This window comes from Streptomyces sp. NPDC093600 (assembly GCF_044764755.1).
Classification (GTDB): Bacteria; Actinomycetota; Actinomycetes; order Streptomycetales; family Streptomycetaceae; genus Streptomyces.
Genome location: NZ_JBIWIU010000003.1, coordinates 156,558 through 183,545, shown reverse-complemented (window position 1 = coordinate 183,545; position 26,988 = coordinate 156,558). Strand labels below are relative to the sequence as shown.

Here is a 26,988-nt window from a genome sequence, read left to right as displayed (position 1 = left end):
CCCATTCAAGTCGCCTCAGCCGAGACCTGCATCACCCGTCCACAACCTCCCCGGACAGAACACCTAGCGCGAGCGGGGGTGTTCCGCCGGGGCAACGATCGACATGACGGACGCGCCGGTGGTCCCCGCGCGAGCGGGGGTGTTCCGGAGCGGGACCTGGAGGAGGAGTACGGCATCGCGTGGTCCCCGCGCGAGCGGAGATGTTCCGTCGGAGAAGGCGTGGTTCGTGTTCCACGATCCGTGATCCCCGCGCGAGCGGGGGTGTTCCGTGGGCGATGGGGTAGGTCTCGGCGTCCTCGGCGTGGTCCCCACGCGAGCGAGGGTGTTCCGTCGGCAGGGTTCCAGATGATCGGCATGTCGTCGTGGTCCCGCGCGAGCGGGGGTGTTCCGGCCGTGAAGCGGGCGGGGCCGGGGGTGCCGGCGTGGTCCCCGCGCGAGCGGGGGTGTTCCGATCGTGTCGGACCGAACAAATCGGTACCAGCCGTGGTCCCCGCGCGAGCGGGGGTCTTCCGAAGGGGGGCCGGACGGACCAGGCCCGGTCCGTGTGGTCCCCGCGCGAGCGGGGGTGTTCCGGTCCTCGTCGTCGCCGCCGAGGTCCGCTGGGGTCTCTGCGCGAGCGGGGGTGTTCCGTCAGCCGCCCGGCACTCCGCGTCATCGGCAGCGTGGTCCCCGCGCGAGCGGGGGTGGTCCGACGATGCGCGCGGTGTCGGCGTGTTCGACGTAGTGGTCCCCGCGCGGGCGGGGGGTGTTCCGATCTTCATCGAGCCCCTGCTCCGCGAGTTCGTGTGGTCCCCGCGCCAGCAAGGGTGTTCCGGTGCGGACGCAGGTATCGACCAGGCATCCTGCCGGACCCCCGAGAGCGGGGGTGCTCCTTACGATGCTGCCATGACCACCGCATTGAACGACCGATCCCCGCGCGAGCAGGGGTGCTCCGAAAAGGCGGTCGAGTACACCCTGGAGCGGGCCTGGTTCCCGCGCCAGCGTGGGCATTCCGCCTCCGTACCTTGAGAACTGAACAAATGATCCTCCGGTCACCACGCAAGCGGGGGTGTTCCGGCGATGTGCGGCCAGGCAGCGCGCATGGACATCCGTTCCTCGCTCAAGTGGGGGCGTTCTGGTGCGGGCCCCAGCGGCCACCAGGTCCTCGTCCCGATTCACGCGCGAGCGGGGGCGTTCCGGGGCAGGCGTGGCGGTCGGCGCGCACCGTGTATCGGTCCCCGTGCGAGCGGGGGTTGCTACGCAGCTCTACTACGCCAGCTCGACCCTGATCTGTTGGTCCCCGCCTAAGCGGGGTGTTCCGGACGTCGTGCGGGGCCTTTGGTCCGGCATCAACCGGTCCCTGTGCGAGCAGGGGTGTTCCGTCGGTGCTCAGGAACAACGGTTCACAGGCCATCCGCTCCCCGCGTGAGCGGGGGTGTTCCGGACTTCCTAATGTACTGGGCGGCCAAGGAAGCGTGGTCCCCGCGCGAGCGGGGGTGCTCCGCCGATCCAGTCCCGCCCCTCCGGCAGCACAGAGTGGCCCCCGCACGAGCGGGGGTGTTCCGGCGGTGCTCCGATCGTGGCCGTCCGGGGCGTCGTGGTCCCTGCGCGAACGGGGGTGTTCCGGGCGTCCCGATGCACGAGGCCGTGCTGAGAGCGTGGTCCCCGTGCGAGCGGGGGTGTTCCGCCCCGGCGGTTGTAGGGACCGCCGAGCGGGGGTGTTCCGGGTCTCTGCCTCCCCGTTACTTACTGTTCGGCGTGGTCCCCGCGCGAGCGGGGGTGTTCCGGCGGTGGCCCTGCCCACTGTGCAGGTTGGTGCGTGGTCCCCGCGCGAGCGGGGGTGTTCCGGTGTGGGGGTCGTCGGCCAGGTGCACGACGTGGTGATCCCCGCGCGAGCAGGGGTGTTCCGCACCCGATCGTCCTAGGGGGTGTCTTCGCATAATCTCGGGTGGTGGATCATGGTGTCGTGATATGTCGCCATGAACTGTCCGATGCCGAGTTGGAGTTCGTCCGGCCGCTGCTGCCCGTGTCGTTGCGGGGACGGAAACGGCTGGACGACCGCAGGGTCCTGAACGGAATCGTGTGGAAGTTCCGGACCGGGACCGCCTGGCGGGACGTGCCCGACCGGTATGGCCCTTGGGCGACGCTCCACACCCGTTTCCGCAGGTGGGCGGCGGACGGGACGTTCGAGCGAATGCTGCGGGCCGCCCAGGCGAAAGCCGACGCGGCGGGCGACATCGACTGGCTGGTGTCGGTCGACTCCACGATCGTCCGCGCCCACCAGCATGCGGCCGGAGCCCGAAAAGGGGGCTCCGCGACCCGGCCCTCGGCCGGTCCCGAGGCGGGCTGACCAGCAAGATCCATCTGGCCTGTGACGGCCGGGGCCGCCCGCTCGCTTTCATCGTGACGGGCGGCAACACCAACGACTGCACCCGGTTCACCACCGTGATGGAAGCGATCCGGGTGCCTCGCATCGGGCCGGGACGGCCTCGGAACCGGCCCGATCACGTCCTGGGCGACAAGGGCTACAGCTCGAAAGCGATCCGCACCTGGCTGCGGCGTCACGGAATCGCCCACACGATTCCCGAGCGGGCCGACCAGGTCCGCAACCGGGCCCGAAAAGGCAGCCAAGGTGGCCGCCCGCCGGCCTTCGACCGCGAGGTCTACAAGCACCACAACGTCGTAGAACGGTGCTTCAACCGCTTGAAGCAATGGCGCGGGATCGCCACCCGCTACGACAAGACGACCGAGTCCTACGAAACAGCCGTCACCCTCGCCTCACTCCTGATGTGGGCGTGACATTTGACGACAGAACCTAGCCCTGCTGCTCCTCTGGTTCCCGCGCGGGCAGGGGCAGTTGGCGCCGCAGTTCTCTGTGAACAAGCCGTGGGGGTCATCCCCACTCGTATGAAGAGCAGGACTGCGAAACCGGCTGCCGGACGTCGGCCGCGAACACAGAAGCAGCCGCAGCAACAAGTGCCCGGCGGCCTTGGGCCAGGAACCGTACTCATGAACGCTGCTGGATGGGTGCAACTGTCAACATTCCGCACCCATATGCCTTGCCCCGTCCGATGCCTGCAGCGATCTTCTCGCGCAGCAGGTCGGCGTCGAGGACTCGGGCTGTCCCGTCGAATTGGGTGCGGGAGTGCTGGACGAGCTGCTTTGCGGTGCGGTTCTTGGAAGGTTTGTAGCCGCTCACCTTGGCGAGTGGCTGAGCGTCGATGTGCAAGGGTTCCAGGCCGGCTGCGGTGGCCTGGCGTTCCCACCATTCGACTGCAGCATTGCCGCTCAGGGCGACAATGGGAGGGAGTTTGTACGCCTCGCGGGAGGTTGCTCCGGGTTTACGCACAGGGTTGGCCACGCAGCGGTAGTGGACCACTGTTCCTTTACAAAGGCTTGACAACAGACTCTCGAGCGAGCGGGTTTCGATGCTGCCGTAGGTGTCCGGCAGGCGTGAGGGGTCGGGCTTGACTTGGCTTTGCAGGAGGATTTGCGGCCCACGTGGGGTTTCCTCGGCTCGGAACAGGACGCCGAATGCTACTCGGGCAGGATCTTCGACTCCGTCAGGGAACATCTGGAGCAACCGCTGATGCAACCGGAGTCCTTGAGCGTTGCCGCTAAGGTCCCGGTGGGCTTCAGGAGAGCTGGCCGAGGGCAGGATGCGGGTCAGCCACAGTGTCACCAGGCACTCCTCTTTGGCGCAGTGAAATGGGTGTCGGTGTAAAGCTGGAGCTTCCTCAGGTAGTCGGTGGCGAAGCCTGCGTACTCGGCATCCGGGAGGAGGGCGGAACGACGGTAGAGCGGTCGTGGTCTGTACTGGCGTGCTGACGGTGCGAACGACATTGGTTCGTCGTTGACTTCGCCGCTGTGGTGGTCGCCGTGGTCGTGGTCTGGGACGACTGTGGGTAGGGGAAGAATTCCGAGTGGTCTGTCGCCGTAGAACTCGATCGGCTGCGGGCTGGGGCGTGGCTTCTTGGTTGCCAGTGGCATTCGCGTCAGGTGGTGCAGCGGGTCTTCCACGATTCCGAGCAGGATCGGTCCCTCTGGCGGGCAGGATCGACGGCCAAGAAAGAGGGGCCAGTGCGGGGTTCTCAGGGCGTCAGCACACGACTGGAGCAACTCTTCGTCGTCGGATGTGAGTGCGACGGTGAAGGAGGCGTCGGCAAGATAGTAGCGTTTGGACACCAAAGTGCCCTTGCTCTCGGGTCGGTGTTCGCCGTTGACGGTAATGACTGTCTCGTCGGCCGGCAGTCCGCCGCCTACGGTATGGAAGTCGGGCAGTACGACACCGGGGCGGTCGACTCGGACAGTCATCGACAGCGCCGTGAGGTCGTCCAGGGAGGCGCCGCGCGGTCGCCCGAGACCTGCAGCCAGCATGCCGATGACGCCGGACCTGGTAGGGAACCGGGCCGTGTCACGCTGCAGGTATTTGCTGTGGGTGCCCCAGGACTGCAGTGGGCCTGCTAGGCGCAGTAGCAGTCCGCGGGCGGGCCTTGCGGTCACTGCGGGTGCTCGGCAAGGGCGGTGGCTACGGCTGCGGTGACGAGAGCTTCGAAGGAGGAGTGCCGCTCTCCAAGGTGCTCCAGCTTGTCGAAATGAAGAGAAGCGTGCCCTGCGTGCAGGACGCGGTCGCGGCCGAGAAGCGTATTCGCGGCCTCGGAATAGGCGTCGATGTTTTGGACTGACCGCGTGACGTAGCCGCCGTGTTGGGCAGAGCGTACGGGTTCTTCGAAGGCGGCGGCGAATGACAGCGGCCGGTCGGAGCGGACTGCTACGTGCACCAGGTGCGGGAGCGAGTGCGGAGCGGTGGAGTTCTTCTTCGCTTGCGGTAGTGACTCGATGAAGGAGAGGAGGAACTGGCCGGCGAGTTCGCGGGCGGCTTCGAGTCCGATGTCGTAGTCGTCGCTCAGATTCTTGACAAGCTCCTCGAGGTCTACGGTAGCGAACCGGTAGAAAGTGCCGGTGCTGAACTCGGCTGTGCCCATGTGGCCGCTGCCGGTTTCGTCGTCTTTCGCCGCGGTGACATCGTCAACGGCTGCGAAGTAGTCGAGTTCGACTTCGGTGGTGTGCGTGGTGAAAGCGTGTGCGACCTGCACGGCGCCGTCGACGCCTGCTTGGTTGACCTCTGCGAGCATGCGGCCGAAGAGGTTGATGACTCCGTTTCTCTTGAGAAGGACCTTGTCGATCTTTCCTTTCAATGCACTCTCGGGCTTGCTCCTTCCCTTGCCTGTGAAGTCGGCCGTGAGTGCGTCTTTATGGGCTTCGGCGATGTCCGCTAGTTCCTGGACAGCGTCTTCGGGGAGGTAGATGAGTGCGTTGGTCAGGATTTTATTCGTGATGGGTTGCTTGTCTTTCCCCTTGGCCACCTCCCACTTGATACTGCTTCCTGTCGCGACATGCGCGCCGGCGCGTTCGGCAATCGCCTGGTCCCATCCCCGTTCGCGGAGGGCCTCGGCGACCCGCTCGCCAATGCGGCGTGTACGCAGGGCTTTGTCGCCGAGCTTGTCCTGGAAGTGCTCGCGGACGGCCCGTTTCCAGGACTGGCTGGACACACGAGTACGCAGGGCGTCGCCGTAGAGCATGGTTTTCACCGAGTTGGTGTCGTCCCGGTTCAGGTTCGCGTAGGGGACGGGTTGGACGATGTGGATGTCGATGAAGCGTGGCTTGAGGTTCACGGGGTGGCTCCTGTGGGTGAGGAAGGGTCAGTCCTGGTAGGCGGCGGTGATCCGGTAGAAGTCCTGCAGCCAGCGGCGGCTGATGCGTCCGGACCGGTAAGGCCAGTCGACGAGGTCTGCCAGCAACTGCCCCCAATCGATGGGGGCGCCCGCGGCGCGCACCTGGTTGACCGCAGCAGGCAGGTGCAGGTGAATGCCGCGGGTGCTCTGCCGTGTCAGAAGGTTGATGCGGTTTTCTGCGGCGCTCATCCGAAGGGAGGCGCCCTGTGCGATGACGGCTTGTCCCAGAGTGGAGCCGAACGAAGAGCCGTACGGGGAGGGCACAGAGGGAACATCCTCCTTGTCCGCTTCGCCGCCCCCCTGGAGGTTTTGCGCCTGTGCCGCCTCGGGCTCGTCTGTGCTGTGTTCGTCTTCTTCCTGGCTGGGCGAGAAGGCGTGTCGGGGCTGGGCAGCGATCAGCGAGGCTACGGTGTAATACGCCTGCGCTGTGGCGTCGTCGCACTCTTCCGGCACTCGGGCGGCCAGCAGCCGGTGCATGGGGCGGGCGCGCGGGTGGTTGAGGTCGCGGCGCAGACCCGCTCGTAGCGCTGCATGTGCGCCGGGGTCCGTGCGGCACAAGCGTTCGATGTTCGCGGTGAAGGCGGCGTACGCGGCACGGTTCTTCTGGCGCTTGCTCGCTTCAGGGGCTTGAGAGGTCACTGCGGGGGTCCTTGAGTCGGCGGGGGTGGTCATGACTTCTTGGCCGCCTTTTTCTTCTTCGCTCGCTCCATGGCCTTGAGCGGGTCCTTCACCGCGGCAAGGATGATCGCTCTCGCGCCGGCGACGGCCTTCGCGCCTCGTGCTGTGCGTGTCACGGAGCCGGTCACCGTCTCGTATGCTTCCAGCGCGTGCTGCCCGAAGGCCCGGCATGCGTTCTGGAAGTCGAAGTTGGATTCCGTGGTGTTGTCGGATCGCGTCAGCTGTCGAAATCGTGACCAGAACTCGTCCTCCGCTGCCGGCCAGTAGCGTGCTGCGACCGCGTCCTGCCAGGTTCCCGGATTGTTTTTCTTGTCGTCCGTGTACTTCAGCCAGGCTTCCTTGGTGGCCAGATTCAGCCTTTCCCCGAAGAGCTCGCCCAGCTCGCGGAGTTGGCGTACGGGCAGGTCGGTGCTCATCGCCGCTTGCTCCACTCGGGTCAGAACCATGGGAGTCGTGGAATCGACGTATTGGCGGTTGGCCGCCTGGGCGGCGTCCTGCTCGAAGCCGAGCGCGCGTATCCGCAGGTACTCGCTGACGTCGAAGGCGTGGTCCATGACTCTTGGCTGGATGGGGCTGGAGTCGTCCAGTTGCTTGAGCAGAAGGGCGTCGATGTCCCGCCAGAGAGAGCGGGAGGAGTCTGCGAGGCGGGGGAAGGCGTTTCCGTCGCCGTCGATGTCCCAGATCAGGTAGTCGTCCTGCGGCCGGATCCGTTCAGCGTCGTAGGCCCAGGTGATGTACGCATCAGCCACATGCTCACCGTCCTGGTCGGGGACGAGGTAGAGCGAGTGCTGCGAGCAGGCGGTGAGCTGCGAGCAGGGGCCCAGTGGTTCGGGCATCGGCTTGAGCGGGTCCGGGAGATCATCACGCTCCCAGGGACACAGATCGGTCTGCCGGCTGACCTCGTCTGCCGGCGGCGTCAGTCCGGCCAGCAGCGTCAGGAAAAGGTTGTCGCATTCCGGGTGATACGACAGCGCAGCTCGCAGGGGTGCGGCTTTCGCATAGTGGTGGCTCACCTCGCCAACCGTGCGTGTCGAAAGCGCGCCGGGGGCTCCCCAGTAGTGCCAGGTCAACAGTGACAGAGTCGCTTGCGAGAGGCTGGGGGGTACTGGGTCGTGATGGCTCCAATGCCCGAACCAGGAGTGATTGTTACCTGCTGCCCGGCTCATGATCAGCTTATGGGCCCCGGCAGTGTTCTTGCTGTCGCACTGGTCGGGCAGGCGGGGGTCCTGAAGCCATGGACGATCACGATCGAACAGGTTGAAGCGGTGACTCCACTGCTCGAAGTAGCCTTCGACGCCGGCCCTGCGGCCATGGGGAAGTTCCATGTTCCGCTCAAAGAGGCCCTGCTCGAGAACTTTCTCACGCCGATCGCCCCAGCTTCCGGGGCGGGCTTCGTCCAGGCCGGTGATTCGGGCGGTGAGCGCGTACAGCACGCGCAGCAGAGCCGAGTAAGCCGGAGCTTCCGGGATCAGCAAAGAGCGGATCTCTGGTGCCCGCAGGAACATGTCCCTGAGGCCCACTTCCGGTGGGCCTGACTTTCCCTCCGCCCATGCGACAGGAATCCATGGCTGGTCGATCAGATTGAACGCAGGCGTGGTCACGCCCCTCCCCCGTGTCAGACGTGCACCGAATGCTAGACGGACGGGCGGGGTGGCGCGGGCTGTTACGAAAATCAGCCAGCTATCAGGCCGGTTTCAGTCATGCAGAAGCGGTTTTCCCCGTCGCTGTACACCCACTCACCGTCCTGCGGGGTGAGGTTGAACCGCAGGACGGTCTTGAGCGCGGCCACCTCACGCCACGATGCGTTGGCATCGCCCTCCACACCCTCGACGAGTCGCTTGGGTACCGGAATCAGGTAGGGGACGAGTTGGCCGGCCTTCGGTCTCTTCTTGGAGTCCCGCTCGAGCTTCACCTGCAGGACACCGTCCTCCAACAGATTCCCTGGGTACAGGCACACCACATGCATCGTTTCCTCGCCGAGCACGGAGGAGAGCAGTTCGGGCTCCATGCCACCGTAATCGCGGCTCAGCAGGCTGAGGTCGCCATCGAGGTCCCGCGGTCCAGGTACCGCCAGCCAACCTGCGGTAACGCTGGCTCTGCGTTCTTGAACCGTGCGCTTGTTGTCGAGCCGCTGGAGCTCACGAGCCGCTTGCTCTCCCAGGCCGTCGACGAGGTCGTCGGCGTACACCTCACCCAGCAGTGAGGGCAGGTCCTCGGGCAAGGAAACCGTCCTGCCCGTTCCCAGGACCATGCCGGTGCGCCGCACCAGCGCGGCGTCGTCCAGTTCGGTCCGGTTGCCCTCTTGAAGCACGACAAGCCGCGCGCGGTCATCTGTGCTCTGCGCCGCACGAGCCATCAGGTTCACGAGAGGCGCCGGGCCGGAGATGGCCAGGTCGAAGTGCAGACCCCGGACATGCTCCAGCATCGGCGTCGTCACCAGCACGGAAGGGCCGCACACCCCACCATTGACAGAGAAGACACTGCGACAGGCTGCCAGTCGCTGCCATCGGTCTTTGTTGCGCATCTGCTGGTGAACCACGGTCACATCAAGCCCGGGCAGGTCCTGCGTGAGCCGGCGGAACGTGAAGATGGCTTCCTCGGGCGTCGAGCAGTACACAGCGGCTGTTCCCTCACCAGCTGCGGCCAGCGGTGCAAGGGCCTGCCGGATCTCGTCGTACGGCGCACCGTCAGCGACCGTGATGCTAAGAGTGCCGGTATGGATGTCCCCGGCAGGCTGGAGGGGCAGGTGCCTGCCTCCGGACTGCGCATCCACGAACGACCACCCTGGCAGCCCACGAGGCTGCGCCAGGGGTTCGATTCCCCCTCCCGCGCCGCGACGGTAGGCCGCCAGCATCGCGTCCACCGACCTGTCCGCAGCCAAAGCGGCCAGAACGACCGGGATCTGCAGCGCAGCCGCCCACTCCAGGAACCGGAGCATCAGCTTCTGCCCCCAGGCCCCACGGGCATGAGCCTCATCCACCACAATGACCTTGCCGGAAAAGGCAAACAGCCTCATCACGTTGAACTTCACCGGCATGACAGCCTGCAAAAGCTCGTCCACCGTTCCCGTGCCGAACGGAGCCAGAAGCGCACGATGGTGAGAGTTGAGCCAACTGTCCGCTGCCAGGGCCCACTCCTCACCAAGCTCCGCACAGACCTCCCCTGCCGCATTGGCCTGCACCCACTGCTCCATGGCCTCCGCCGGCTTCAACCGGGACGAGCTGTGAAGCAACAGCGCCCCCTTGGGCCCTGTCAGAGCCTGTCGGCCGAAATCAAGCACCTGTTCCATATGACTGTCGGCCGCTGCACCGGTCGGAAGCGCATAAAAAAGCCCCCGCGCATTCGCCGCATGCCCGAGAACCGCCGCTGCATGAAGAGCCGCTTCTGTACGATCCTGCGACGCCGGTGCCGTCACCACCACGATGCCCGGCCCGTGCTCGGCTACCAAGTCAGGCAACTGGCCAGCGATGCTTGCCGCAAGGCCAAACTCGACATGGCGCGCAGGCGGGTACGACGGCCGAGCGAACCGCGTACCCAGCAGGTCCGTCTGCTGCACCAGAAGAGGAGCCGCGGTGCGGGCAACCTGCCAGTAAGCATCCAGTTCCGCCGGAGTTCCAGCCCACCCCTCCCCCCTCAGCCGGGTCCGGACCCCTTCTTGGATACTGGCCAGCCAGTCCGACATGATCACCAGCCCCGCCAGGACAACAGCCGCCCCCGGCGTCATCTTCCCTGCCGGAACCACCTCCGCCCCGGTGACTCTGCGTACCTCATCGAAGTGGATCCGCCGCTGCTCCTCCCAGCTTCCCGCTCCCAGACCGGGGTGACGCGCGACAGGACACCTCGAGTCCTTGTCATAGACCACCGGATGGAAACCACCGCCGTGCCCGCCGAGCAACTGGGCCACGGCATGACTGAGCTGAGTCTGCGGACGCCGCTGCGACGACGGATAGCCGATCTCCTTGAACGCCCGCACCAGCCACCAGTGGGTCGCCGCTTCATGCGATTGTTTGTCCTGCGCAGCGCCGGCACCAAATCCGTACCCCGGCTCACCCATCAACTCCTGCGCCTGCAGTTCCCCGTCCCCGCGCTTCGGCCCTCCGCTCTGCAGCTGGAACGGCACACTGATCTTCCCGACGTCATGCAGCCCCGCCCAGAACGCCACAAGCGCACGCGCCTGCTCATCCTCAACCTGCAGCGCCTGTGTCACCATGCTCCGCTGACGCACGGTCAACAACTCGTCCCAGACGACCTCGGCAACAGCGGACGTGTCCAGGAGATGACAGATCAAAGGGTGCGCGTGCTGCACACCGCCGGCACTCTTGCCCAGCCCGGCATGCTTGCCCCAAAGACGGGAGTCCAGTGACACGGATTCTCCTTGTCGCAGATCCGCAGCGCATGCCTGCTGCAGAAGCGGGAAGCGGAAGGATCCACACCCGAACGCATCGCCGCCCCACCGGGACGATACGAAGGCCAACGAAGTTCCAGTCAACCGCAAGCACGCCAACACCTCGACGCAGTAGACTACTTACCGCTGCACGCCTCCCTGAGGTGCGCGGAACCTCATTGGCTCTCCAGCCGGCGGCACTGTCGGGACAAACGCATGACCCTCCCGAGGGACGTGGCGCTTTGCCCTCGGCCGTGTGATGCCACGTGGAGATACAGTGTCCCGGTTCTTGCCCAAGTTCGCCCTGCGTCGCGAGGCCCTCCTCAAGGCGTCTCGTGTAGTGGTCAGCACGGTACTCCGTGTCCTGATCAGCGAACTCGTCAGCTGGCTCATCTGAGCCACGGGTGACGGATCCCAGGGGTCCGTCACCCCTTACATGAGAACAATGCCCCGTCGGCGGGCGATTCTCGACAGCCCGCGGCCCGAATCACGGGCCGGTTCCGCTCCCCGCGGAGGGAATCGCGCCCCCCCGCGCAAACGGGGGTGTTCCGCTTCCGGATCCGACGTCCTCGAACCCGATCCAGTGGTCCCCGCGCGAGCGGGGGTGTTCCGTGGAGCATGTACGAGGTGGTGCCGTCGGCCCAGTGGTCCTTGCGCGAGCGGGATGCTCCGGCGTCCCGGTACCCGGCCGTGGTGAGCCCGGTGTGGCCCCCGCGCGAGCGGAGATGTTCCGGACGCCGCCGAGATCCAGGGCGTCCAGTCCCGGTGGCCCTGCTCGAGCGGGGGTGTTCCGATCAACGGTCGGAAGGAATCCTTCGACCCCGTGTGGTCCCCGCGCGAGCGGGGGTGTTCCGCCGCAGGTGCAGGTATCACCGGGCGTACTGCTGGCCCCCCGCGTGCAGGGGTGCTCCGAAAAGGCGGTCGACTACACCCTGGAGCGGGTCTGGTTCCCCGCCAGCGTAAGCGTTCCGCCTCCGTACCTTGAGAACTAAACAATTAATCCTCCGGTCCCCCCGCGAGCGGGGTGTTCTAGCACTGGCCAACGTGACCACGGAGGCCCTGATCCGGTCCCCGCACGAGCGGGGGTGCCCCGAAGGTGTGGCGCCTCAACGTCGTCGAGGCAACCCGGCCCCCGCGCGAGCGGGAGGGTTCCGGCCCGACACCTCCTGACGGTGCTGTTGCGCAGGTGGTCCCCGCGCGAGCGGGGGTGTTCCGCGGCTCGACGGCTGCGCCATGGTGGCGTGGTCCCCGCGCGAGCGGGGGTGTTCCACGCGGGCACGGCAGGGGCGGTGACCTGCGGATGTGGTCCTCGCGCAAGCAGGGGCATTCCGTCTGCGTCGGACTGGCGCCTTTTCCGGCGTGCTCGAACACAGCAGGGCTGGAGCACCAATCCACCAATTACCCGGTGCAGGCGGGTGAGTCGCGGTCCAGGAGCGAGAGGGCATCCTGCACCCATCACGACGTGGTGAACTTCCCCCACCCCGCCACCACACTCCGGCAGTCTGGTCCAATGCGTATCAAGATCAGCCTCATAGCCACTGCCGCCCTCGCACTCGCTCTCACCGCGTGCAACACCAGTGCCAACCCGCCAGCTTCAGGCAAGAGCAGCGCCGAGGCATCCACCGCCCCAGCCGCGCCGGCGCCCACCACGAACAGCGCGTTCCTGCGCCCCACCCCCGAGCAAAAGACCGCCCTCATGGCCGCGCTCACCGCCATCGACCCCGCCCTCACCACCAAACCCGAGCGGGCCATCAGCCGCTCCGTCGGCGTCTGCGACGACATCCGCAAGGGCAAGGACGACGCCACCGTGGCGAAGAACGCCGCCCACCGTTACAACGGCGGCACGGCCAGCGTCGACGAAGCCAAGGGCACACTCATCGCCGAGGCCATCAAGACGACATACTGCAAGAGCTGACCCACTCACGGGTGGTCCCCCGCGCGAACGGGGGTGATCCGGCAGAAAACCGTCCGGCACTCCGAGTGCCTCCATAGTCACCGCACGAGCAGGGGTGCTCCGGCGCTGGACACCACGCTGGCGCGCCACGGCTCGTAATCCCCACGCGAGCAGGGGTGTTCCGCTGGCCGTGTCGTCCAGGAGCCCGCCGAGGCCGTGGTCCCCGCGCCAGCGGGGGTGTTCCGCGATGGCGCGTGTGCGCTTCATCGGCCCGAAGGTGGCCCCCGCGCGAGCGGGGGTGTTCCGGCGTTGACGATGCCGGGCCCGGCCCGGAGGGCGTGGTCCCCGCGCGAGCGGGGGTGTTCCGGTCTGGAGGTTGAACGTCGTCGAGACCACGGCGTGGTCCCCGCGCGAGCGGGAGTGTTCCGGAGCACGACGGTGAGCAAGTCCCGTCGTCGGCCCAGTCCCCGTGTGAGCGGGGGTGTTCCGTCGGCGCTCAGCAACAATGGTTCACAGGCCATCCGCTCCCCGCGCGAGCGGGGGTGTTCCGAATCACGACGGCTGGATCGACAGCAAGAAGGGGTGGTCCCCGCGCGGGCGGGGGCGTTCCGGTTACGGAGGCGTGGCTCGTCGACCTTTCGGGGTGGTCCCCGCGCGAGCGGGGGTGTTCCGTTCTGTCGGCGGACCGCGAGGAGCGGCCCGATGTGCTCCCCACGCGAGCGGGGATATTCCGTGGCGCGGCTGGAGGGAGCGGCATCGGCCTGGGGTGGTCCCCGCTCGAGCGGGAGTGTTCCGGTCGACGACCACAGCGTCGACGCGCTTCGGTAGTGGTCCCCGCGCGAGCGAGAGTGTTCCGAGGGGTGTGGCTGGTGCAGTACGGCGTGTGCTGGTGGTCCCCGCTCGAGCGGGGGTGCTCCGGTGAAAGTCATCTGCGCCGCCCACACGGCCTTATCGAGCTGACGGCGGCCGGCGTGGTCCCCGCGCGAGCGGGGGTGTTCCGATCACGGCGCCCCCATCCGCCCCCGCCAGGCCGTGGTCCCCGCGCGAGCGGGGGTGTTCCGTCCCTGACCGTCGCCTGGTGCGGAGACTCCCGGTAGTCCCCACGCGAGTGGGGGTGTTCCGCACGCCCCGGCCCGTTCCATGGCCCTGGCTGGGCAGTCCCCGCGCGAGCGGGGGTGCTCCGCCGCAGGTGCAGGTATCACCGGGCGTACTGCTGGCTCCCCGCGTGCAGGGGTGCTCCGTACGATGCTGCATGTCCGCCGTATTGAACGACCGACCCCCCGCGAGCGGGGGTGCTCCGAAAAGGCGGTCGAGTACACCCTGGAGCGGGTCTGGTTCCCCGCCAGCGTGGGCGTTCCGCCTCCGTACCTTGAGAACTAAACAATTAATCCTCCGGTCCCCCCGCGAGCGGGGTGTTCTAGCACTGGCCAACGTGACCACGGAGGCCCTGATCCGGTCCCCGCACGAGCGGGGGTGCTCCGTCCTGCCGGTGCTCGAGGCCGAGGCGCTCAGGGTGGTGCTGGCACGAGGGGGGTGTTCCGGTCGCGAAGGCGGTGGCGGCATGATCACCCTCGTGGTCCCCACGCAAGCTGGCGTGTTCCGGTAGACCGCTGCGCACTGGAGCGCCTCGCTGCGTGGTCCCCGCGCAAGCACGGGCGAGCGGGGGTGTTTCGAGCCGCTGGTCTTCCTTCGAGTAGGTGTCGGAGTGGTCCCCGCGCGAGCGGGGGTGTTCCGGTGTGCGAATGACCCACGAGTCAGGACTCCAGGTGGTCCCCGCGCGAGCGGGGGTGTTCCGCCCTGGACTTCGGGGACAATCGACACGTACCCGTGGTCTCCTCGCGAGCGGGGGTGTTCCGGGTCGGGATCGGCCGCGCCGCTCGTACGCGTCGTGGTCCCGCGCGAGCGGGGGTACTCCGGTCCGCAAGCGCGCACGTCACCTCAAGGCGCAGTGGTCCCCGCGCGAGCGGGGGTGTCCCCTCCTAGCGCTTCGTCATGGACGACAATCCCGGGTGGTCCCCGCGCGAGCGAGGGTGTTCCGCCGGTGGTGGAGGTCTCCCGGGTACGGTCGGCGTGGTCCCCGCACGAGCGGGGATGTTCCGACCTGGTGACGCCGCAGCGTCGCGAGGTTCAGGTGGTCCCCGCGCGAGCGGGGGTGTTCCGTAGCCGTCGGGGAACCCGGAGGTCATGCGCTCATGGTCCCCGCGCGAGCAGGGGTGTTCCGCCCCCGCGGGCCAGTCGCTTGATGTCGGCGTCGTGGTCCCCGCGGGAGCGGGGGTGTTCCGTCGGTGGTCTGCCACGTGAACGGGCCGAGCGTATGGTCCCCGCGCGAGCGGGGGTGTTCCGGGCGTCGACAACGGACGCCAGCTCGGCGCCTCGTGATGCCCGCACGAGCGGGGAGATGGCGGTCCTGGAGGCCGACCCCGTGGAGTGGTCCCCGCGCAAGCGGGAGTGTTCCGCGGTCTGCGGGTTCGGGGTAGGTGCCGGTTCCGTGGTCCCCGGGCGAGCGGGGGTGTTCCGGTCTGGGGGTCGCGGCCGTCGCTGCGGCGCCGGCGGTTCCCGCGCGAGCGGGGGTGTTCCAATGTCGGTGACGGGCCAGTCCCAGACGGGGGCGTGGTCAACGCGCGAGCCGGGGTGTTCCGGGGGTGGGGTGGAGGACCTCCAGGGCCCATTCGACCAGCCGCCTGACCGAATCGTAGCCGTTTCCTCTGGTCAACGGCCACGCGAGGCGTGTACCGCCAGCAGACGAAGAACCTGCTGATCCCTCAAATCCGGAAATCACGCTGCTTCCCAGAGGCCGGCGTCCAGGATCCGGGCGGCTTTAGTGATGCTGCCGGGCATCAGGTGCCGGTAGGTGCGGTACGTCTCTTCGACGGACTTGTGCCCCATCCACTCCGCCACGTCGGTGATCGGGATGCCGTTCCCGAGCACGTTCGAGGCGAAGTAGTGCCGGAAGCCGTACATCCCCACGCCCTGCTCTGGCGGGAGGTTCTCGAAGAGTCGCTTCACGCGCCGCCGCTCCATCGGCTCCGTGTAGCAGCCACCGGGACCTCGCAGCAGGTATCCGTCTCCAGTTGTGCCGTACTTCTCCGCGTAGCGCTCGGTCGCCTCATGGACCGATCGGGGCAGAGGCACCTCGCGGAACTCCCCCGTCTTCCGGTGCTTCAGCTTCGCCGGCTTGTGCGTATTGGAATGGATCCGCTCGTCCACTCGGTACACGTCCTTGGCCACGACGTTGTTGACGTTCACCGCCCGCGCCTCGCCATTCCGGAGACCGCATCCCGCCATCATGACGATCTCCAGCGCAAGGTCCGCATCGGCAACCGCCAACGCCCGCTTCACGTAGGTGAGCGAAGGAATGGCCACCTGCTCACGCACGTACTCCGGCTCCTGGACCCCCTTCACCGGATCGTCCGCCATGGCCCCCTTGTCGAACGCGTCCCGCAGAATGATCTTGAGAACCCGGAAGATGTTCACCTGGTTGCCCCGCCCGACCCCATCGCCCTCCATCTCGTCAAGAAAGCGCTCGACCACCATCGGCGTGACCGAGTTCAGCTTCCGCGCCCCCATGCGAGGAACGATGTGCACGTTGATCGAGCTGTCGACATGCCAGCCCGTGGAGTAATCCGTCATCTTGCGCTGCCGGGGACGCCACTGCTTCGCGTACTCCTCGACCGTCAGCTGACCCAGTTCACTGCGGGCCGCAGCAACGGACGGGGCCGTGGTCTTCTTCTCCGCGTACAGCTGCGTGAGGCATTCGATCGCGTCGTCCTGCGTGCCGTAACCGGATTCCTCGCGCTGCTTTCCGAGCACGTCGCGGAAGCGGATCGAGTAGGGGTGGGGGCAGCGGGTGGGCTTGGCGCAGCCGCAATCCTTGAAGAAGGACCCCATGCCGCGGGCGAGCTGTCGGGCCATGTACGCACCATCCGTTCCGGCCCAAGAACCTGCTCAGGCGCCGCACTGTCGGTCGCAGCAGCACGCGGGGACACGTCCGGGACGCATGCTGACCGTTTGCTGACCTGAGGGGGGCACATGATGCCCCTGACCTGCGGCGACGCCAAATAGTCAGATCTTGGACTTGAACATGGTACGCATCATCGAGGTACTCCTGGACTTAGGCTCCCTGCCTGCGTTTTTGCAGGTCAAGGGCGGTTTTCTACCCTACAACGAGTCGCGTGTTCGGGCAGCGTTCCCAGCCTACGCAGCACCCTCCGAAGAATGGCCGTGATCACCGTCACTCTCTCGCGACGATCAGCAGCCGCCGACAGCACGGCAAGGCCGGCACCACGCCACCGCGGCCCCTGCCCCGCGCCCTCCTCACCCCCGAGCCCGAGCCTCTCGTCCTGACCCGCCGGACGCCCTCGGCCGACAGCCACCAGACCACCAGCCTGCGACAGGACCGATGCCCCGGCCGCGCCAGAGACAACGCCCCGTCGGGACCCCGACCTCCCAGGGCGGTACATCAGGTCGCCTCAGGACTACCCCTGCTTCCGGATGCCGCACTTCGCCCGGAGGCGATGGCATGGTCGCGTGATTGACCTCGGTCCGGTCAGCGATGACCATGAACGCCAGCGTTGAACAGTCGCCTTGACCACCCGTGACGACAACGCCCAGCAGCTGCCTCCGAGTTAAGGTGAAGTGAAACCGTGACGCTCGACAGCTTCAGCGAACACCACCATGGCCGTGCCGTGTTCACAGCCATGCAGCCCGACCACCGGGCGGCCGTCGGTGCCGTCCGTGAGGAACTGTTCGCCGCCGGTTATGACGAGGACGGCATCCACGCGTTGGTGGGGATGCCGTTGCTCGAGATCCATCCCGCGACGTTCCACTATCTCGACCGGCATGTCCTCGGGACGGACCCGCTGTCGGCCGCGATCAGACTCTTCCTGCTCGACAGGGCCGTGGACGAGCAGTCCGTCCTGTCCTTCCTGAGCATGGCGTCCGTGGAAGTACTGCTCGAACTCGGGGTCCTGACGCGGAGCGGCGGGGATCTGCGCTCCCAGGTCCACATCACCTGCGTGGACGGTCTTCTGCTGGCGACCGACACCGGCCGTTACTCGCGGTGGTGGGACGGCGTCGACGATCTGGGCGACCGAGTCATGTACATCGGCTACGACAGCGTGGGCCTTGCCCAGGTCGCGCCGCGCGACCGGGTGGGGCGGACGCTGGATCTGTGCTCCGGCAGCGGAATCCAGGCACTGGTGGCGAGCCGGTACAGCGACGAGGTGGTGGGCGTCGACCTCAACCCCCGGGCGGTCAGGTTCGCCCGGTTCAACGCCGCGCTCAACGGTATCGAGAACGCGACCTTCCTCCAGGGAGACCTGTTCGGGCCCGTCGAGGGACGGCAGTTCGACCGGGTGCTCTCCAATCCACCGTTCGTGCCCGAAGTTCCCGGGGAGAGCCATCTGCACTACCGGGACGGCGGTCCCGACGGGGAGCGGCTGCTCGCGCGGATCGTGGCCGGGGCCGGGCAGGTGCTGGCGCCGGGTGGACTGATGCCGATCACGACCGACCTGTTCAACCTCTCCGGTCTGCCCCGCAGAATCGAGGAGTGGCTCGGGGCCAAGGACGCGTTCGACGTACTCGTCCTGGTGGAGCGAGAGTTGCCGGTGTGGTCCTACGCGGACACGCACGCCGCGCACGCGCCGACCGCCGGGGAACGGAGGGCGTACGCCGCGCGCATGCTGGACGCGATGGACGAGGCCGGCATCGAGTCCGTCCATACCGGGTACATCGTCGTGCGCAAGCGCGCGGACGGTTCCTCGCGCCCGGGGGCGGTCGAGACCGTCCGCGTCGCCCCCGCGGTGACGCGACCGGCGGGAAGCCGGGTGGCGGACCACTTCCGGTTCCTCGACCGTGACCTCGACGGCGGGGCGGACGCGGTGCTGCGGACCAACCCCGAGGTCCGTCTCGTGACGACAGCCCTACCCGATGGCCGTCGGACGTACCGGCTCGTCGCGCCGGACGACGACTACGTGGCCGACATGGACATCAGCGATCTGGCGAGGAAGCTGTGGCAGGCAACGCTGGCGAGCGACGTGCGCTGGAGTGTCATACGCGGCAGCGCGCTCGAACCCGTTGCCCGGGAACTCGTACGGCACGGTGCGCTCGCCCTGGCGGACTGACGCGCGGAGCAGATGCCCGAACCGACCTGGTCACCACGGATAGGCAGGGCGTCAATTCAGGCCAGTCTAGGGAGAGTTGATATCGAGCCAGTTAGACCGAGGCGTTCTGGTGGGACAGGTGAGGTGCTGCTATACAAGGCAGGCACCACTCATCCGAGTGACATCACGAACGATGGGAAAGGGGAACCGTCATGAGCGAGGACGAGCAGAATCCCAGTGGCGGCAGGAAGAAGATCGCTCGTGCCGCCGCGACCGCCGCGGTCACCGCTGCGGCTGTGACGGCCATGGGTACGCCGGCCGTCGCCGCCACTCATGCCCAGGACGAGCGGCCCGCCTTCACGGTGGAGCAGCTTGACGACATGCTGGCCTCCGCGGACCTGGAGAACGCGGAGAACGTGCGCGTCGTGCAGGCCCTTGAGGTCAGCCCTGGCGCCATGATCGCCAAGCAGTACGACCGCTGATCATGTCTGTCCGGTTCGAGGGCGTCCTGCCCCGCACCGTCACGGAGGTCCTCGACCGGCAGGACAAGGACTGGACGTCACGCTTCGCGCACGTCACCCGTGACGAGTCAGTCATCTACCTGGCATGTTGCGGCACGACTGACATCACGCAGCCTTATCACAGCCTTTCGTACCTCGCGGGTGCGCTGGACAGCTCCGGGCATTCCTATGTCGTGCGGGATCTCGCCATCGAGTTCTGGCACTTCATGATGTCGCCCGCGGTGGTGGAGCAGCTGCGCGCCGAGTGTGTGAAGCGCTACGAAGAGGCTCCCGAGGAGGATTCGCTCCTCCCCCTGTTCATCGACGTGCTCGCGGACGGAGAGCGCTTCCAGCGCGCGTTCGCGACGCTGCGCGACGAGACGGCGTTCTACGAACTGCCGGCGTACCTGGACGCCGTACGCGAGCTGAGTCTGCTGCCGCGGCTGCTGACTCTGCTGTCCCGCGGCGCGACCTACCGTACGTTCAGCAGCGCCTCTCCGCCGGGGTCGGAGGAGGACCGGATCAATCTGGTGACCCTGCGTCGCGAGATCGAGGCCGGGTTCGGGATCGATGTCGTGGATGCCTTCTACGATCACCACGCCGACCGGATCGCGGCTCTGCGGCCGGGGCTGGTGGGCCTGACGATCCCGTTCATCTCGCAGCTGGAGCATTCGCTGGCCCTCGCGGCCCGGCTGAAGCAGCGTGGTGTCACGGTGGCGATCGGCGGACCGATCGCGGCGAAGTTCTACAAGTACCTCGGCGATGTGAACGAGCTGAAGGTGCTGGATTTCGCCGTCGACTACCTCGTTACGGGCGAGGGCGAAACCCTCATCGCGCAGCTGGCGGACCACTGCCAGAAGGGCGAGGAGCTGGGCCAGGTCGACAACCTTGTCGACGTTCGTGACCCGCGTCCGCTGAAGCGTTTCTTCTTCGAGAAGGTCGACTCTCTTCCGCCTCCGAACTACGGGGTGTGGGACTACAGCCTGTACGCGTCGCCGAAGCCCGGTGCCCTCTACTCGCCCACACGTGGGTGCTACTGGAACAAGTGCTCGTTCTGTGACTACGGGCTGGCGATGAACGCGCCGACGTCGCCCTGGCGTACGCGCAAGCCGGAGACCGTCATCGCGGACCTCAAGGCGGCGTCCCAGTACTCCCGGCACTTCTTCTTCGCGGTCGACGTGCTGTCGCCGGCCTATGCGCTGAAGATCTCCGACGCGCTCATCGAGAGTGGCCTGGACATCAAGTGGATGGCGGACTTCCGGCTCGAGAAGAGCTTCCGGACGGAGAACACCGAGGTGTTCGCCCGGGCCGGATGCCTGGGTGCGGCGTTCGGCATGGAGAGCACGGACCAGGAAGTCCTCGACCTCATCAACAAGGGCACCGAGGTGCGGCGCCTGGAGACTCTGGTGGGCGCGTTCGCGGACGTCGGCATCCCCGTGCAGCTGATGGGTTTCACCGGGCATCCCGGTGAGACGCGCAGGCAGGCCCAGGTGACGCTGGACACCGCGGAGGCGATGCTCGAGACCGCCGCGACCGTCGCGTTGGGGAAGTTCGGGCTGACCCCGGGCGCGGACATCGCTCGGCGCCCCGACGAGTACGGGATCGAGGTCCATTACGATCCGTCCGGTGACGCGGCCATTCCGTGGGAACTGAACTGGACGCATCGCGAGGAGATCGACGTCTATCCCGAAGACGACTTCGCGCACTCGCTCCGTCTGATCAGAGGCTTCCCGTACCCCTTCCTGGGGGCCACCTCAACGCTGCACAGCCTGCTGTATTTCGAGCGGCATCCCAAGGCGCCGTTCCCCATCCCCCAGTGGGGATACACGGACACCTGGAAGTCGTTCGACGTCATTCCCTTCTACCACGCCCACGAGGACGCGGGCACGACCACGCTGCTGAGCGGACTGACAGGGCGTGCGGTCATACTCCATCCCGAGCAGGCGAAGCTGTTCGCGGCGTTGTTCGACCGCGGCCGGTGGCTGCGGCTCCAGACGAAGGAAGGCCTTTCCCGACAGGTGCGCGTTCTGCTTGATTTCCTGGTGAAGAACTCCCTGGCGATGTTCCTGCCGGTGAACGCGGCATGACGCGGCCCAAGCTTCTCGTCGTCGTCCCGCCGCAGGCTGTGAGCATGGTCAACGGTCCGCCGTTGGCCCCGCTCCTGCTCGATTACGCGCTCACGCCCCACGGTGTGGACGTCGAGTTCTTCGACGCCAATCTGAGCTTCTTCGGATGGTTGTGCGGTGACGAGGTGAGGGCGGCGGTGACGGGCCGGCTGAAGCAGCTCACCGTCGCCGAGCTGTCACCCGATGTCCTGGAATCGGCGGACCTCACCCGGATCGGCCGGTACCTGTCGTTCCTCGAGAGCGACTACTGCCGGGGCGGGGAGGTCAGCGCGTCCCGGGCGGGCATGGACTGGGAGGCCGCGCACGAACTGCTGGTCAACCCGCGTGCCGCCGTGCCCGATCCGGAGTTCCGGGACACCTGGCTCGCCACGGCCATGGACGGGCTGTGCGAGGAGATCCTGCGGCGCGGGCCGGACCACGTCGCGTTCTCGACGCTGTTCCACACGCAGACAGAGGCGACGGCCGAGCTGTGCCGGAGGCTGCGCGAGGCCGGGTTCGCGGGGCGGATCATCCTCGGTGGAGCGGCGATCAAACTGACCGACGACATGGCGCTCGAACAGCTGATGACCACCTGCTCGGCCGACCTTTCCTACAAGTACAGCCTGTACGGGGAATTCCCCACACTCGCGGCGTACTTGCGGGGCGAATGCGGTGCCGACGAGGTGGCGAACGCCACGTATCTCGACGAGACGGGCAGTCTGCGCCACGCCTCGGCGAAGGGCGGTGCGGTCCGGTCCATGGTTCGGGCCCTTTCGTACGATCTGGTCCAGGGCGTGGCCTACCTTCCGGAACACATCTATCCGGTCCTGCTCTCGGAGGGCTGTTACTGGGGAAAGTGCGACTTCTGCGACTACCCCTTCCTCTCCTCGCAGGACCCGTTCAAGGTCAGCGCCTTCTTCAGGAAGGCGCCCGATGTGGTCCACGACATCGGCATACTCGTCGAGAAATTCGGCGTGTCGCGCATCGATCTGATCTCGGACGCGGTGCCGATGGGATATTTCCGTCTGATGGCCGACGCCGGTGCGGACAGGTTGCGGGAACTCGGCGCGCGGCTCGAATGCTCGATCCGGGCGGAGCCCAAGGCGAAGGCCCATCATTTCGAGGCGATGGCCGCGGCCGGTGTCGATCTGGTGACGATCGGCGTCGAGTCACTGGCCGACGAGGTCCTGGACGGAATGCAGAAGGGCAATACGTACGCCGACATCATGCGGTCGATGCGGCTGGCGCGCGAGCACGGCATCAAAGTGAAGGCCAATCTCATCTTCGATCACCCGCGGATGCAGCCGCGTCATGTCGACGAGACGCTTGAACGGCTGGAGGAGATCCTGCCCTACGTGGAGTCCCTCGGCGTCCACTCGTTCGGACTGACGCCGCATGCTCCACTGGCGTTCACACCCGAGAGCGCGAACCTCGTCATCCTCAAGGACCAGAAGACGACCAACGACCACGGGGAGCACCATCTCCGGTTCGTGCGCACCGACATGACGCCCGATCTGCAGAGCCGGCTGTCGGATCTGCGGACGACCGTGGAAACGGCCGCCTACCGTCTGGAGGCTGCCCGGGCCGGCGGTGACGAGGCCGCCCGTCCGCGAAAGATCGTCAACCTTCCCTACCGTTGGGACGGCCACCGCGCGGTCAGGGACACCTTCGCCGACCTGTGCGTGAGCATCCCGGGCGACGTCGCACCCTTCTCGTACTTCGTGAAGGGCCGCGGGGATGGGTGAGGAGCGCGACGATCCCCGCGGCACCGAGCTGGTGGGGTTCGGGGGCGCGCCGGTCGTGGCCCTCGACGCCCTCGTGCCCACGGTGTCCCCGGCCGCCTGCTTCTTCGGGGTCGACGTCGACCTGTCGAAGCGGTTCGGGGACAGCTCCGACGGCGCCGCCGCCTTCGTGCGGCAGTGGTCGGCCCGGATGCGCCCGTGGACGCGGGGGCACCGGCCCTCTGCCGTCGACGTGGGGGTCCTGTCCGGTGAGCCGGCGGACGTGATCCGCGGCGCTTCCGAGATCGTGTCGCGGGCCTTCGCGTCCGGGTACGTACCCGTCGCCGTGGGCTGCGACCACACGGTGAGCTATCCCGTGGCGATGACGGCGGCCAGACGGCACGAGGATCTGACGTACGTCTATCTGGACGCTCATCTCGACCTGGGACTGCATCTCGGCGACGGCTCCGACGGGGTGCACAACGGCAACTTCGTAGCCGCGATGGCCGCCGGCGGCGCCTTCCGCGAGATCGTGAACATCGGCGCGCGGGCGTGGACCACGTACGACGAGGTCTACGGCGCCGGCTGTCCGGTCACCATCGTCCGTGAGGTCGATCCGGCCGGCCTGTCGGCGCTGCGGGGCAGAAAGGTGCACGTCAGCCTGGACATCGACGTACTCGACCCGGTGTACGTGCCCAACACCGGCAGCCGGGAGCCCTTCGGGGCCTCCCCCCAGCAGGTCAGGGACGTGCTGACCTGGCTCGCGGACAACTGCGCCGTCGTCAGCGCCGATGTGTCGGAGGTCCTGCCCGACCCCGCACACCGTACGACCGCCGAGATCGCGATGCGCTGTGCTCATGAACTCGTCAAGGAGCGAAAGACCCGATGAACGACAGCCCGACGTCCCCGGTCAGCGACGACGTCGTCGAGTTGAGGCCCCACAGCCCGGCAAGTCTGGAACCGCTGCTGCGCTGGAAGAACGACCTCGAGATCCGGCGGCTGAGCGACGACGAGACACACACCTACAGCCGCGAACAGGTCGCCGCGACGCTGGAGCGGTGGATGCGGCCGAGTGAGGAGATCGTCCATCTCGCGATCGGCCTCGCCGGCCGTGCGGAGCCCATCGGATTCCTCCACCTGGCGCTCATCGAGCGGGCGCATCAGCGGTGCCGGCTGGGCATCGTCATCGGCGAGAAGGAACTGTGGGGGCGCGGCTACGGACACCAGGCGGTCGTGCGGGCGGTCGGCCACGCCTTCGATGTGCTCGGACTCGAGCGGATCACCGCCGAGGTCTTCGCCGACAACCCGCGTTCCGTGCGCCTGCTCGAAGGTGCCGGTTTCGTGCGGGAGGGCGTGATGCGCGAGAGCATCCACCGCGACGGGCGGCGCGTCGACGAGCTGGTGTACGGACTGCTGCGGCACGAGTGGAGCAAGGGGCACAAGTGACGAGAACAGAGGCGGTGAGCACCGAGCCGGTGCGCGCGGAGACGGCGCCGGCCCGGGCGCTGGAGTCGGAGGAGGAGCCGGGGACGGTCAGGATCGGGATCAGCCTGTCCGACTTCGTGCCCGCACGCGGCCAGATGGACGAGGCGGTGTACCGGCGGGTCTCGTACGTCGAGTACGGCGGGCATCACCCGCCGGCGAAGGACCCCGGGGTACGGCGCCTCCTCGCCGAGGGCATCGTGCGCGATCTGAGCCGGCATCTGGTGTCGGTGGAACTGCCCGATGTCCTCGACATCGAGGACGAGGCCCGGCGTATCGCCGAGAACCACGCGGGAACCTCGCCCCGGTACATGGTGACCGACTTCGGCTTCTGGAGGCTGGGTGGGCGAGATGAGCGGAACTTGTGGTTCCGTCCCGCGCTGCTCAGCCGCGAGGTCGCCGCCCGGATCGCCCGTAACGTCGAGGGTCTGTCCAAGGAGTTGGGAGCTCCGGTCCACGCCGAGAACCCCTTCAGCCTGACGCACGCCGGCGAGCTGAGTCCCGCCGCGTTCATGCGGGAACTCGCCGAGCGCGGAGCGACGCTGTGCTTCGACATCGGGCACTTCTACGCCGCGTGCGTCAACGAGGGCGTGGACGTGTGGCGGGAACTGGAGCAGGTGCCGTTCGAGGCCATCCGGGTCGCGCACATCGCGGGCCTGAGCCGAGTCGGTTACAGCGACCGGCCGCTGCTGCTCGACAACCACAACGTCCCACCGCTGAAGGGCTGCCTCGACGTTCTGCGCATCGTGAAGGAACGGTCGCCCGGCCTCGGCTGGGTGACGTACGAAGCCGAGCTGGCCCCCACCCAGGTCCAGCACCGGGGACTTGACGCGATAGAAAGGGCGATGGCATGACCGCGTCGGAAGAGCTCGTCCACGACGTGCCGGCCGAGGACTGCTTCCGGACCCTGGTCCGTACGCCTCCGCACGACGAGAAGACGACGGAGTACCTGGCCTGGGCCCGGCTGATGGCGCAGGTCGTCGACGACCTGCACCGGTGGGCACCCAACTTCGCCGCCGCCGTCGCCTCCTCGTTCCGGTCCCTCGACGGCCTGCGCCCCTACTGCGAGTCCGGCGACTTCGAGCGGGCCTACACCGAGCCCGTCGCCCACGCCGTGAACTTCGTCCGTCATTTCCTCGCTCAGGAGCACCCGGCGTGGCTGAAGGACCTCGCCCGCTGCGAGATGTGGGCCAGTCCCCGGACGCACCAGCTCGACGACGCGGAGCGGGCGGCTCTGAGAGAGGCGCTGGGCGTCCAGGAGCGCTCGGGCAAGGAGTTCGTGATCGTCGGCCACGACGTCCTGGAGACGATCCAGCAGGTCGTCGGCTATCGCGACATGACCTTCGTACGCTCCGCGCCGCTGATGTGGCTGCTGCGCGTGCCGCCGCTGGACGTGACACCCGATCCGGAGGCGCGTCCGGGGATCGTCGTCTTCCAGCGCGGCGACGAGGCCGTCTCCCTGTCATACGTCCCCGCGGGGGGCACGCGGTGACCGGCCTCGTCCGGATCGGGGTGGCGGTCGAGGCGGCGTGCGACCAGTACGCGCAGGGGGAGGCGGCGGGCGGCTGGACCACCGGGTTCGTGGAGTACGGCGTCCACATGGCGACCGGCGTCCCGGACTGGGTGACCGACACCCGCCGCGCCCTGGGCTGCGGTCTGACCCTCCACCCTCTGGACATGAACATGGCCCAGCCCGAGCAGGGGACGGGGCCCTGGGTGGAGTCTCTGGCCTCCCTGGTACGGGAGCACGAGGTCTCGGCGCTCATCAGCGACGCCGGCTTCTGGTACCACGGGCGGCGTGAGGGCACCTGGTTCCGTCCGCCGCACATGAACGTCGCCGCCCCGCGCTGCCGCGAGAGCGCCGCGGCGATCGCCGCGGCGTGCGGGATCCCGTTCCGGGTCGAGAATCCGCCCTTGGAGTGGCTTCCCGACGCTCCCTCGTTGTGGTCGTTCCTCGACGAGGCGTCGGACGCCGAGGGTGTGCAGATCTGTCTCGACCTGTCCCACGTCCTGCAGTTCGAGCGCAACGTGCACGGGCGCAACCCCGTCCTGCCGCGCTCCTTTCCCTGGGAACGTGTGGCGGAGATCCACCTCGCGGGATACGTGAAGGCCGAATTCGCGGGCCGGACCATGTATCTGGACCAGCACCTCGCCGACATCCCGCCCGAGGAATTCCGGCTGCTCGCGCAGGTCGTCGAACTGCGAGGACCGGAACGCCCGTTGGACATCTGCCTGGAGATGGAGCCGCGCGAGCCGGGCGCCTTCGTCTCCGCCGTCGAAAACATCCGCACGGCCCTCGGCGTCGCCGTCTGACGTGGTACGCCGGGCCTGCCCCCCACGGGAGTGGGCCGGCGCGCCGCCGTGGACGCCCATCGGATCGCTGGTGTGTGCGGTCGGCCGCGAGGGCTG

General features: G+C 67.5%; 18 protein-coding genes and 1 pseudogene. 12 read left to right on the top strand and 7 right to left on the bottom strand.

Annotated elements, in window-relative coordinates:
• The first annotated feature begins 885 nt into the window (after positions 1-885).
• Both ACIRB4_RS10795 and ACIRB4_RS10790 read left to right on the top strand, forming a co-directional pair.
• Entirely contained in the window at positions 886-1,008 is a 123-nt protein-coding gene (locus ACIRB4_RS10795; RefSeq protein WP_403289866.1) for a hypothetical protein, read from the top strand.
• Between the two features lie 940 nt (positions 1,009-1,948).
• Positions 1,949-2,778 (top strand): annotated as a pseudogene (locus ACIRB4_RS10790) (IS5 family transposase).
• Positions 2,779-2,986: 208 nt separating this feature from the next.
• Here the strand turns inward: ACIRB4_RS10790 and cas6e are convergent.
• From cas6e to ACIRB4_RS10760, 6 genes are all read right to left on the bottom strand, one after another.
• On the bottom strand, positions 2,987-3,661 hold the full coding sequence (cas6e, locus tag ACIRB4_RS10785; RefSeq protein ID WP_403289865.1) for a type I-E CRISPR-associated protein Cas6/Cse3/CasE: 675 nt from the start codon (positions 3,659-3,661) through the stop codon (positions 2,987-2,989).
• Complete coding sequence (cas5e, locus tag ACIRB4_RS10780) at positions 3,658-4,482, bottom strand: type I-E CRISPR-associated protein Cas5/CasD (RefSeq protein WP_403289864.1); 825 nt, start codon at positions 4,480-4,482, stop codon at positions 3,658-3,660. Before cas5e ends, cas6e begins: the two co-directional genes overlap by 4 nt.
• Positions 4,479-5,654 carry a type I-E CRISPR-associated protein Cas7/Cse4/CasC gene (gene cas7e, locus ACIRB4_RS10775; protein WP_403289863.1) on the bottom strand — a complete coding sequence of 392 codons (1,176 nt, stop codon included), beginning with the start codon at positions 5,652-5,654 and terminating at the stop codon, positions 4,479-4,481. The genes cas5e and cas7e overlap by 4 nt, the downstream gene beginning before the upstream one ends.
• A gap of 27 nt (positions 5,655-5,681) precedes the next feature.
• Positions 5,682-6,353, bottom strand: coding sequence for a type I-E CRISPR-associated protein Cse2/CasB (gene casB / locus ACIRB4_RS10770; RefSeq protein WP_403289862.1), 672 nt, complete (start codon positions 6,351-6,353; stop codon positions 5,682-5,684).
• 29 nt (positions 6,354-6,382) lie between these two features.
• Entirely contained in the window at positions 6,383-7,993 is a 1,611-nt protein-coding gene (casA, locus tag ACIRB4_RS10765; RefSeq protein ID WP_403289861.1) for a type I-E CRISPR-associated protein Cse1/CasA, read from the bottom strand.
• 71 nt (positions 7,994-8,064) lie between these two features.
• Entirely contained in the window at positions 8,065-10,758 is a 2,694-nt protein-coding gene (locus ACIRB4_RS10760; protein ID WP_403289860.1) for a CRISPR-associated endonuclease Cas3'', read from the bottom strand.
• Between the two features lie 1,528 nt (positions 10,759-12,286).
• Here ACIRB4_RS10760 and ACIRB4_RS10755 point away from each other — a divergent pair.
• Positions 12,287-12,691, top strand: coding sequence for a hypothetical protein (locus ACIRB4_RS10755; protein WP_403289859.1), 405 nt, complete (start codon positions 12,287-12,289; stop codon positions 12,689-12,691).
• Positions 12,692-15,445: 2,754 nt separating this feature from the next.
• Here ACIRB4_RS10755 and ACIRB4_RS10750 read toward each other — a convergent pair.
• Positions 15,446-16,582, bottom strand: coding sequence for a tyrosine-type recombinase/integrase (locus tag ACIRB4_RS10750; RefSeq protein WP_403289858.1), 1,137 nt, complete (start codon positions 16,580-16,582; stop codon positions 15,446-15,448).
• A gap of 731 nt (positions 16,583-17,313) precedes the next feature.
• Between ACIRB4_RS10750 and ACIRB4_RS10745 the strand changes: the two genes are divergently transcribed.
• The 9 genes from ACIRB4_RS10745 (at position 17,314) to ACIRB4_RS10705 (ending at position 26,892) form a co-directional block, all read left to right on the top strand.
• Complete coding sequence (locus ACIRB4_RS10745; protein WP_403289857.1) at positions 17,314-18,792, top strand: methyltransferase; 1,479 nt, start codon at positions 17,314-17,316, stop codon at positions 18,790-18,792.
• A gap of 191 nt (positions 18,793-18,983) precedes the next feature.
• Complete coding sequence (locus tag ACIRB4_RS10740) at positions 18,984-19,253, top strand: hypothetical protein (RefSeq protein ID WP_403289855.1); 270 nt, start codon at positions 18,984-18,986, stop codon at positions 19,251-19,253.
• A 2-nt stretch (positions 19,254-19,255) separates the two neighbouring features.
• Positions 19,256-21,358, top strand: a complete 2,103-nt coding sequence (locus ACIRB4_RS10735; RefSeq protein WP_403289854.1) for a B12-binding domain-containing radical SAM protein — start codon at positions 19,256-19,258, stop codon at positions 21,356-21,358.
• Positions 21,355-23,121 (top strand): B12-binding domain-containing radical SAM protein, encoded by a 1,767-nt coding sequence (locus ACIRB4_RS10730; protein ID WP_403289853.1) that lies wholly within the window; start codon positions 21,355-21,357, stop codon positions 23,119-23,121. The genes ACIRB4_RS10735 and ACIRB4_RS10730 overlap by 4 nt, the downstream gene beginning before the upstream one ends.
• Positions 23,114-23,986, top strand: coding sequence for an arginase family protein (locus tag ACIRB4_RS10725; protein ID WP_403289852.1), 873 nt, complete (start codon positions 23,114-23,116; stop codon positions 23,984-23,986). Before ACIRB4_RS10730 ends, ACIRB4_RS10725 begins: the two co-directional genes overlap by 8 nt.
• A complete protein-coding gene (locus tag ACIRB4_RS10720) occupies positions 23,983-24,543 on the top strand; it encodes a GNAT family N-acetyltransferase (protein WP_403289850.1) in 561 nt (186 codons plus the stop codon). The genes ACIRB4_RS10725 and ACIRB4_RS10720 overlap by 4 nt, the downstream gene beginning before the upstream one ends.
• The gene (locus ACIRB4_RS10715) at positions 24,540-25,433 is read left to right on the top strand and encodes a DUF692 family multinuclear iron-containing protein (protein WP_403289849.1); all 894 of its coding nucleotides are present in this window, start codon (positions 24,540-24,542) and stop codon (positions 25,431-25,433) included. Before ACIRB4_RS10720 ends, ACIRB4_RS10715 begins: the two co-directional genes overlap by 4 nt.
• Positions 25,430-26,071 (top strand): hypothetical protein, encoded by a 642-nt coding sequence (locus ACIRB4_RS10710; RefSeq protein ID WP_403289848.1) that lies wholly within the window; start codon positions 25,430-25,432, stop codon positions 26,069-26,071. Before ACIRB4_RS10715 ends, ACIRB4_RS10710 begins: the two co-directional genes overlap by 4 nt.
• Positions 26,068-26,892, top strand: a complete 825-nt coding sequence (locus ACIRB4_RS10705) for a DUF692 family multinuclear iron-containing protein (protein ID WP_403289847.1) — start codon at positions 26,068-26,070, stop codon at positions 26,890-26,892. Before ACIRB4_RS10710 ends, ACIRB4_RS10705 begins: the two co-directional genes overlap by 4 nt.
• Positions 26,893-26,988 lie beyond the last annotated feature (96 nt).

What these genes read in the sequence shown, in the direction of transcription:
- ACIRB4_RS10795 (WP_403289866.1), top strand. Translation starts at nt 886, where the DNA reads ATGACCACCGCATTGAACGACCGATCCCCGCGCGAGCAGGGGTGCTCC.
- ACIRB4_RS10755 (WP_403289859.1), top strand. Translation starts at nt 12,287, where the DNA reads ATGCGTATCAAGATCAGCCTCATAGCCACTGCCGCCCTCGCACTCGCT.
- ACIRB4_RS10750 (WP_403289858.1), bottom strand. Translation starts at nt 16,582, where the DNA reads ATGGCCCGACAGCTCGCCCGCGGCATGGGGTCCTTCTTCAAGGATTGC.
- ACIRB4_RS10740 (WP_403289855.1), top strand. Translation starts at nt 18,984, where the DNA reads ATGAGCGAGGACGAGCAGAATCCCAGTGGCGGCAGGAAGAAGATCGCT.
- ACIRB4_RS10735 (WP_403289854.1), top strand. Translation starts at nt 19,256, where the DNA reads ATGTCTGTCCGGTTCGAGGGCGTCCTGCCCCGCACCGTCACGGAGGTC.
- ACIRB4_RS10730 (WP_403289853.1), top strand. Translation starts at nt 21,355, where the DNA reads ATGACGCGGCCCAAGCTTCTCGTCGTCGTCCCGCCGCAGGCTGTGAGC.
- ACIRB4_RS10725 (WP_403289852.1), top strand. Translation starts at nt 23,114, where the DNA reads ATGGGTGAGGAGCGCGACGATCCCCGCGGCACCGAGCTGGTGGGGTTC.
- ACIRB4_RS10720 (WP_403289850.1), top strand. Translation starts at nt 23,983, where the DNA reads ATGAACGACAGCCCGACGTCCCCGGTCAGCGACGACGTCGTCGAGTTG.
- ACIRB4_RS10710 (WP_403289848.1), top strand. Translation starts at nt 25,430, where the DNA reads ATGACCGCGTCGGAAGAGCTCGTCCACGACGTGCCGGCCGAGGACTGC.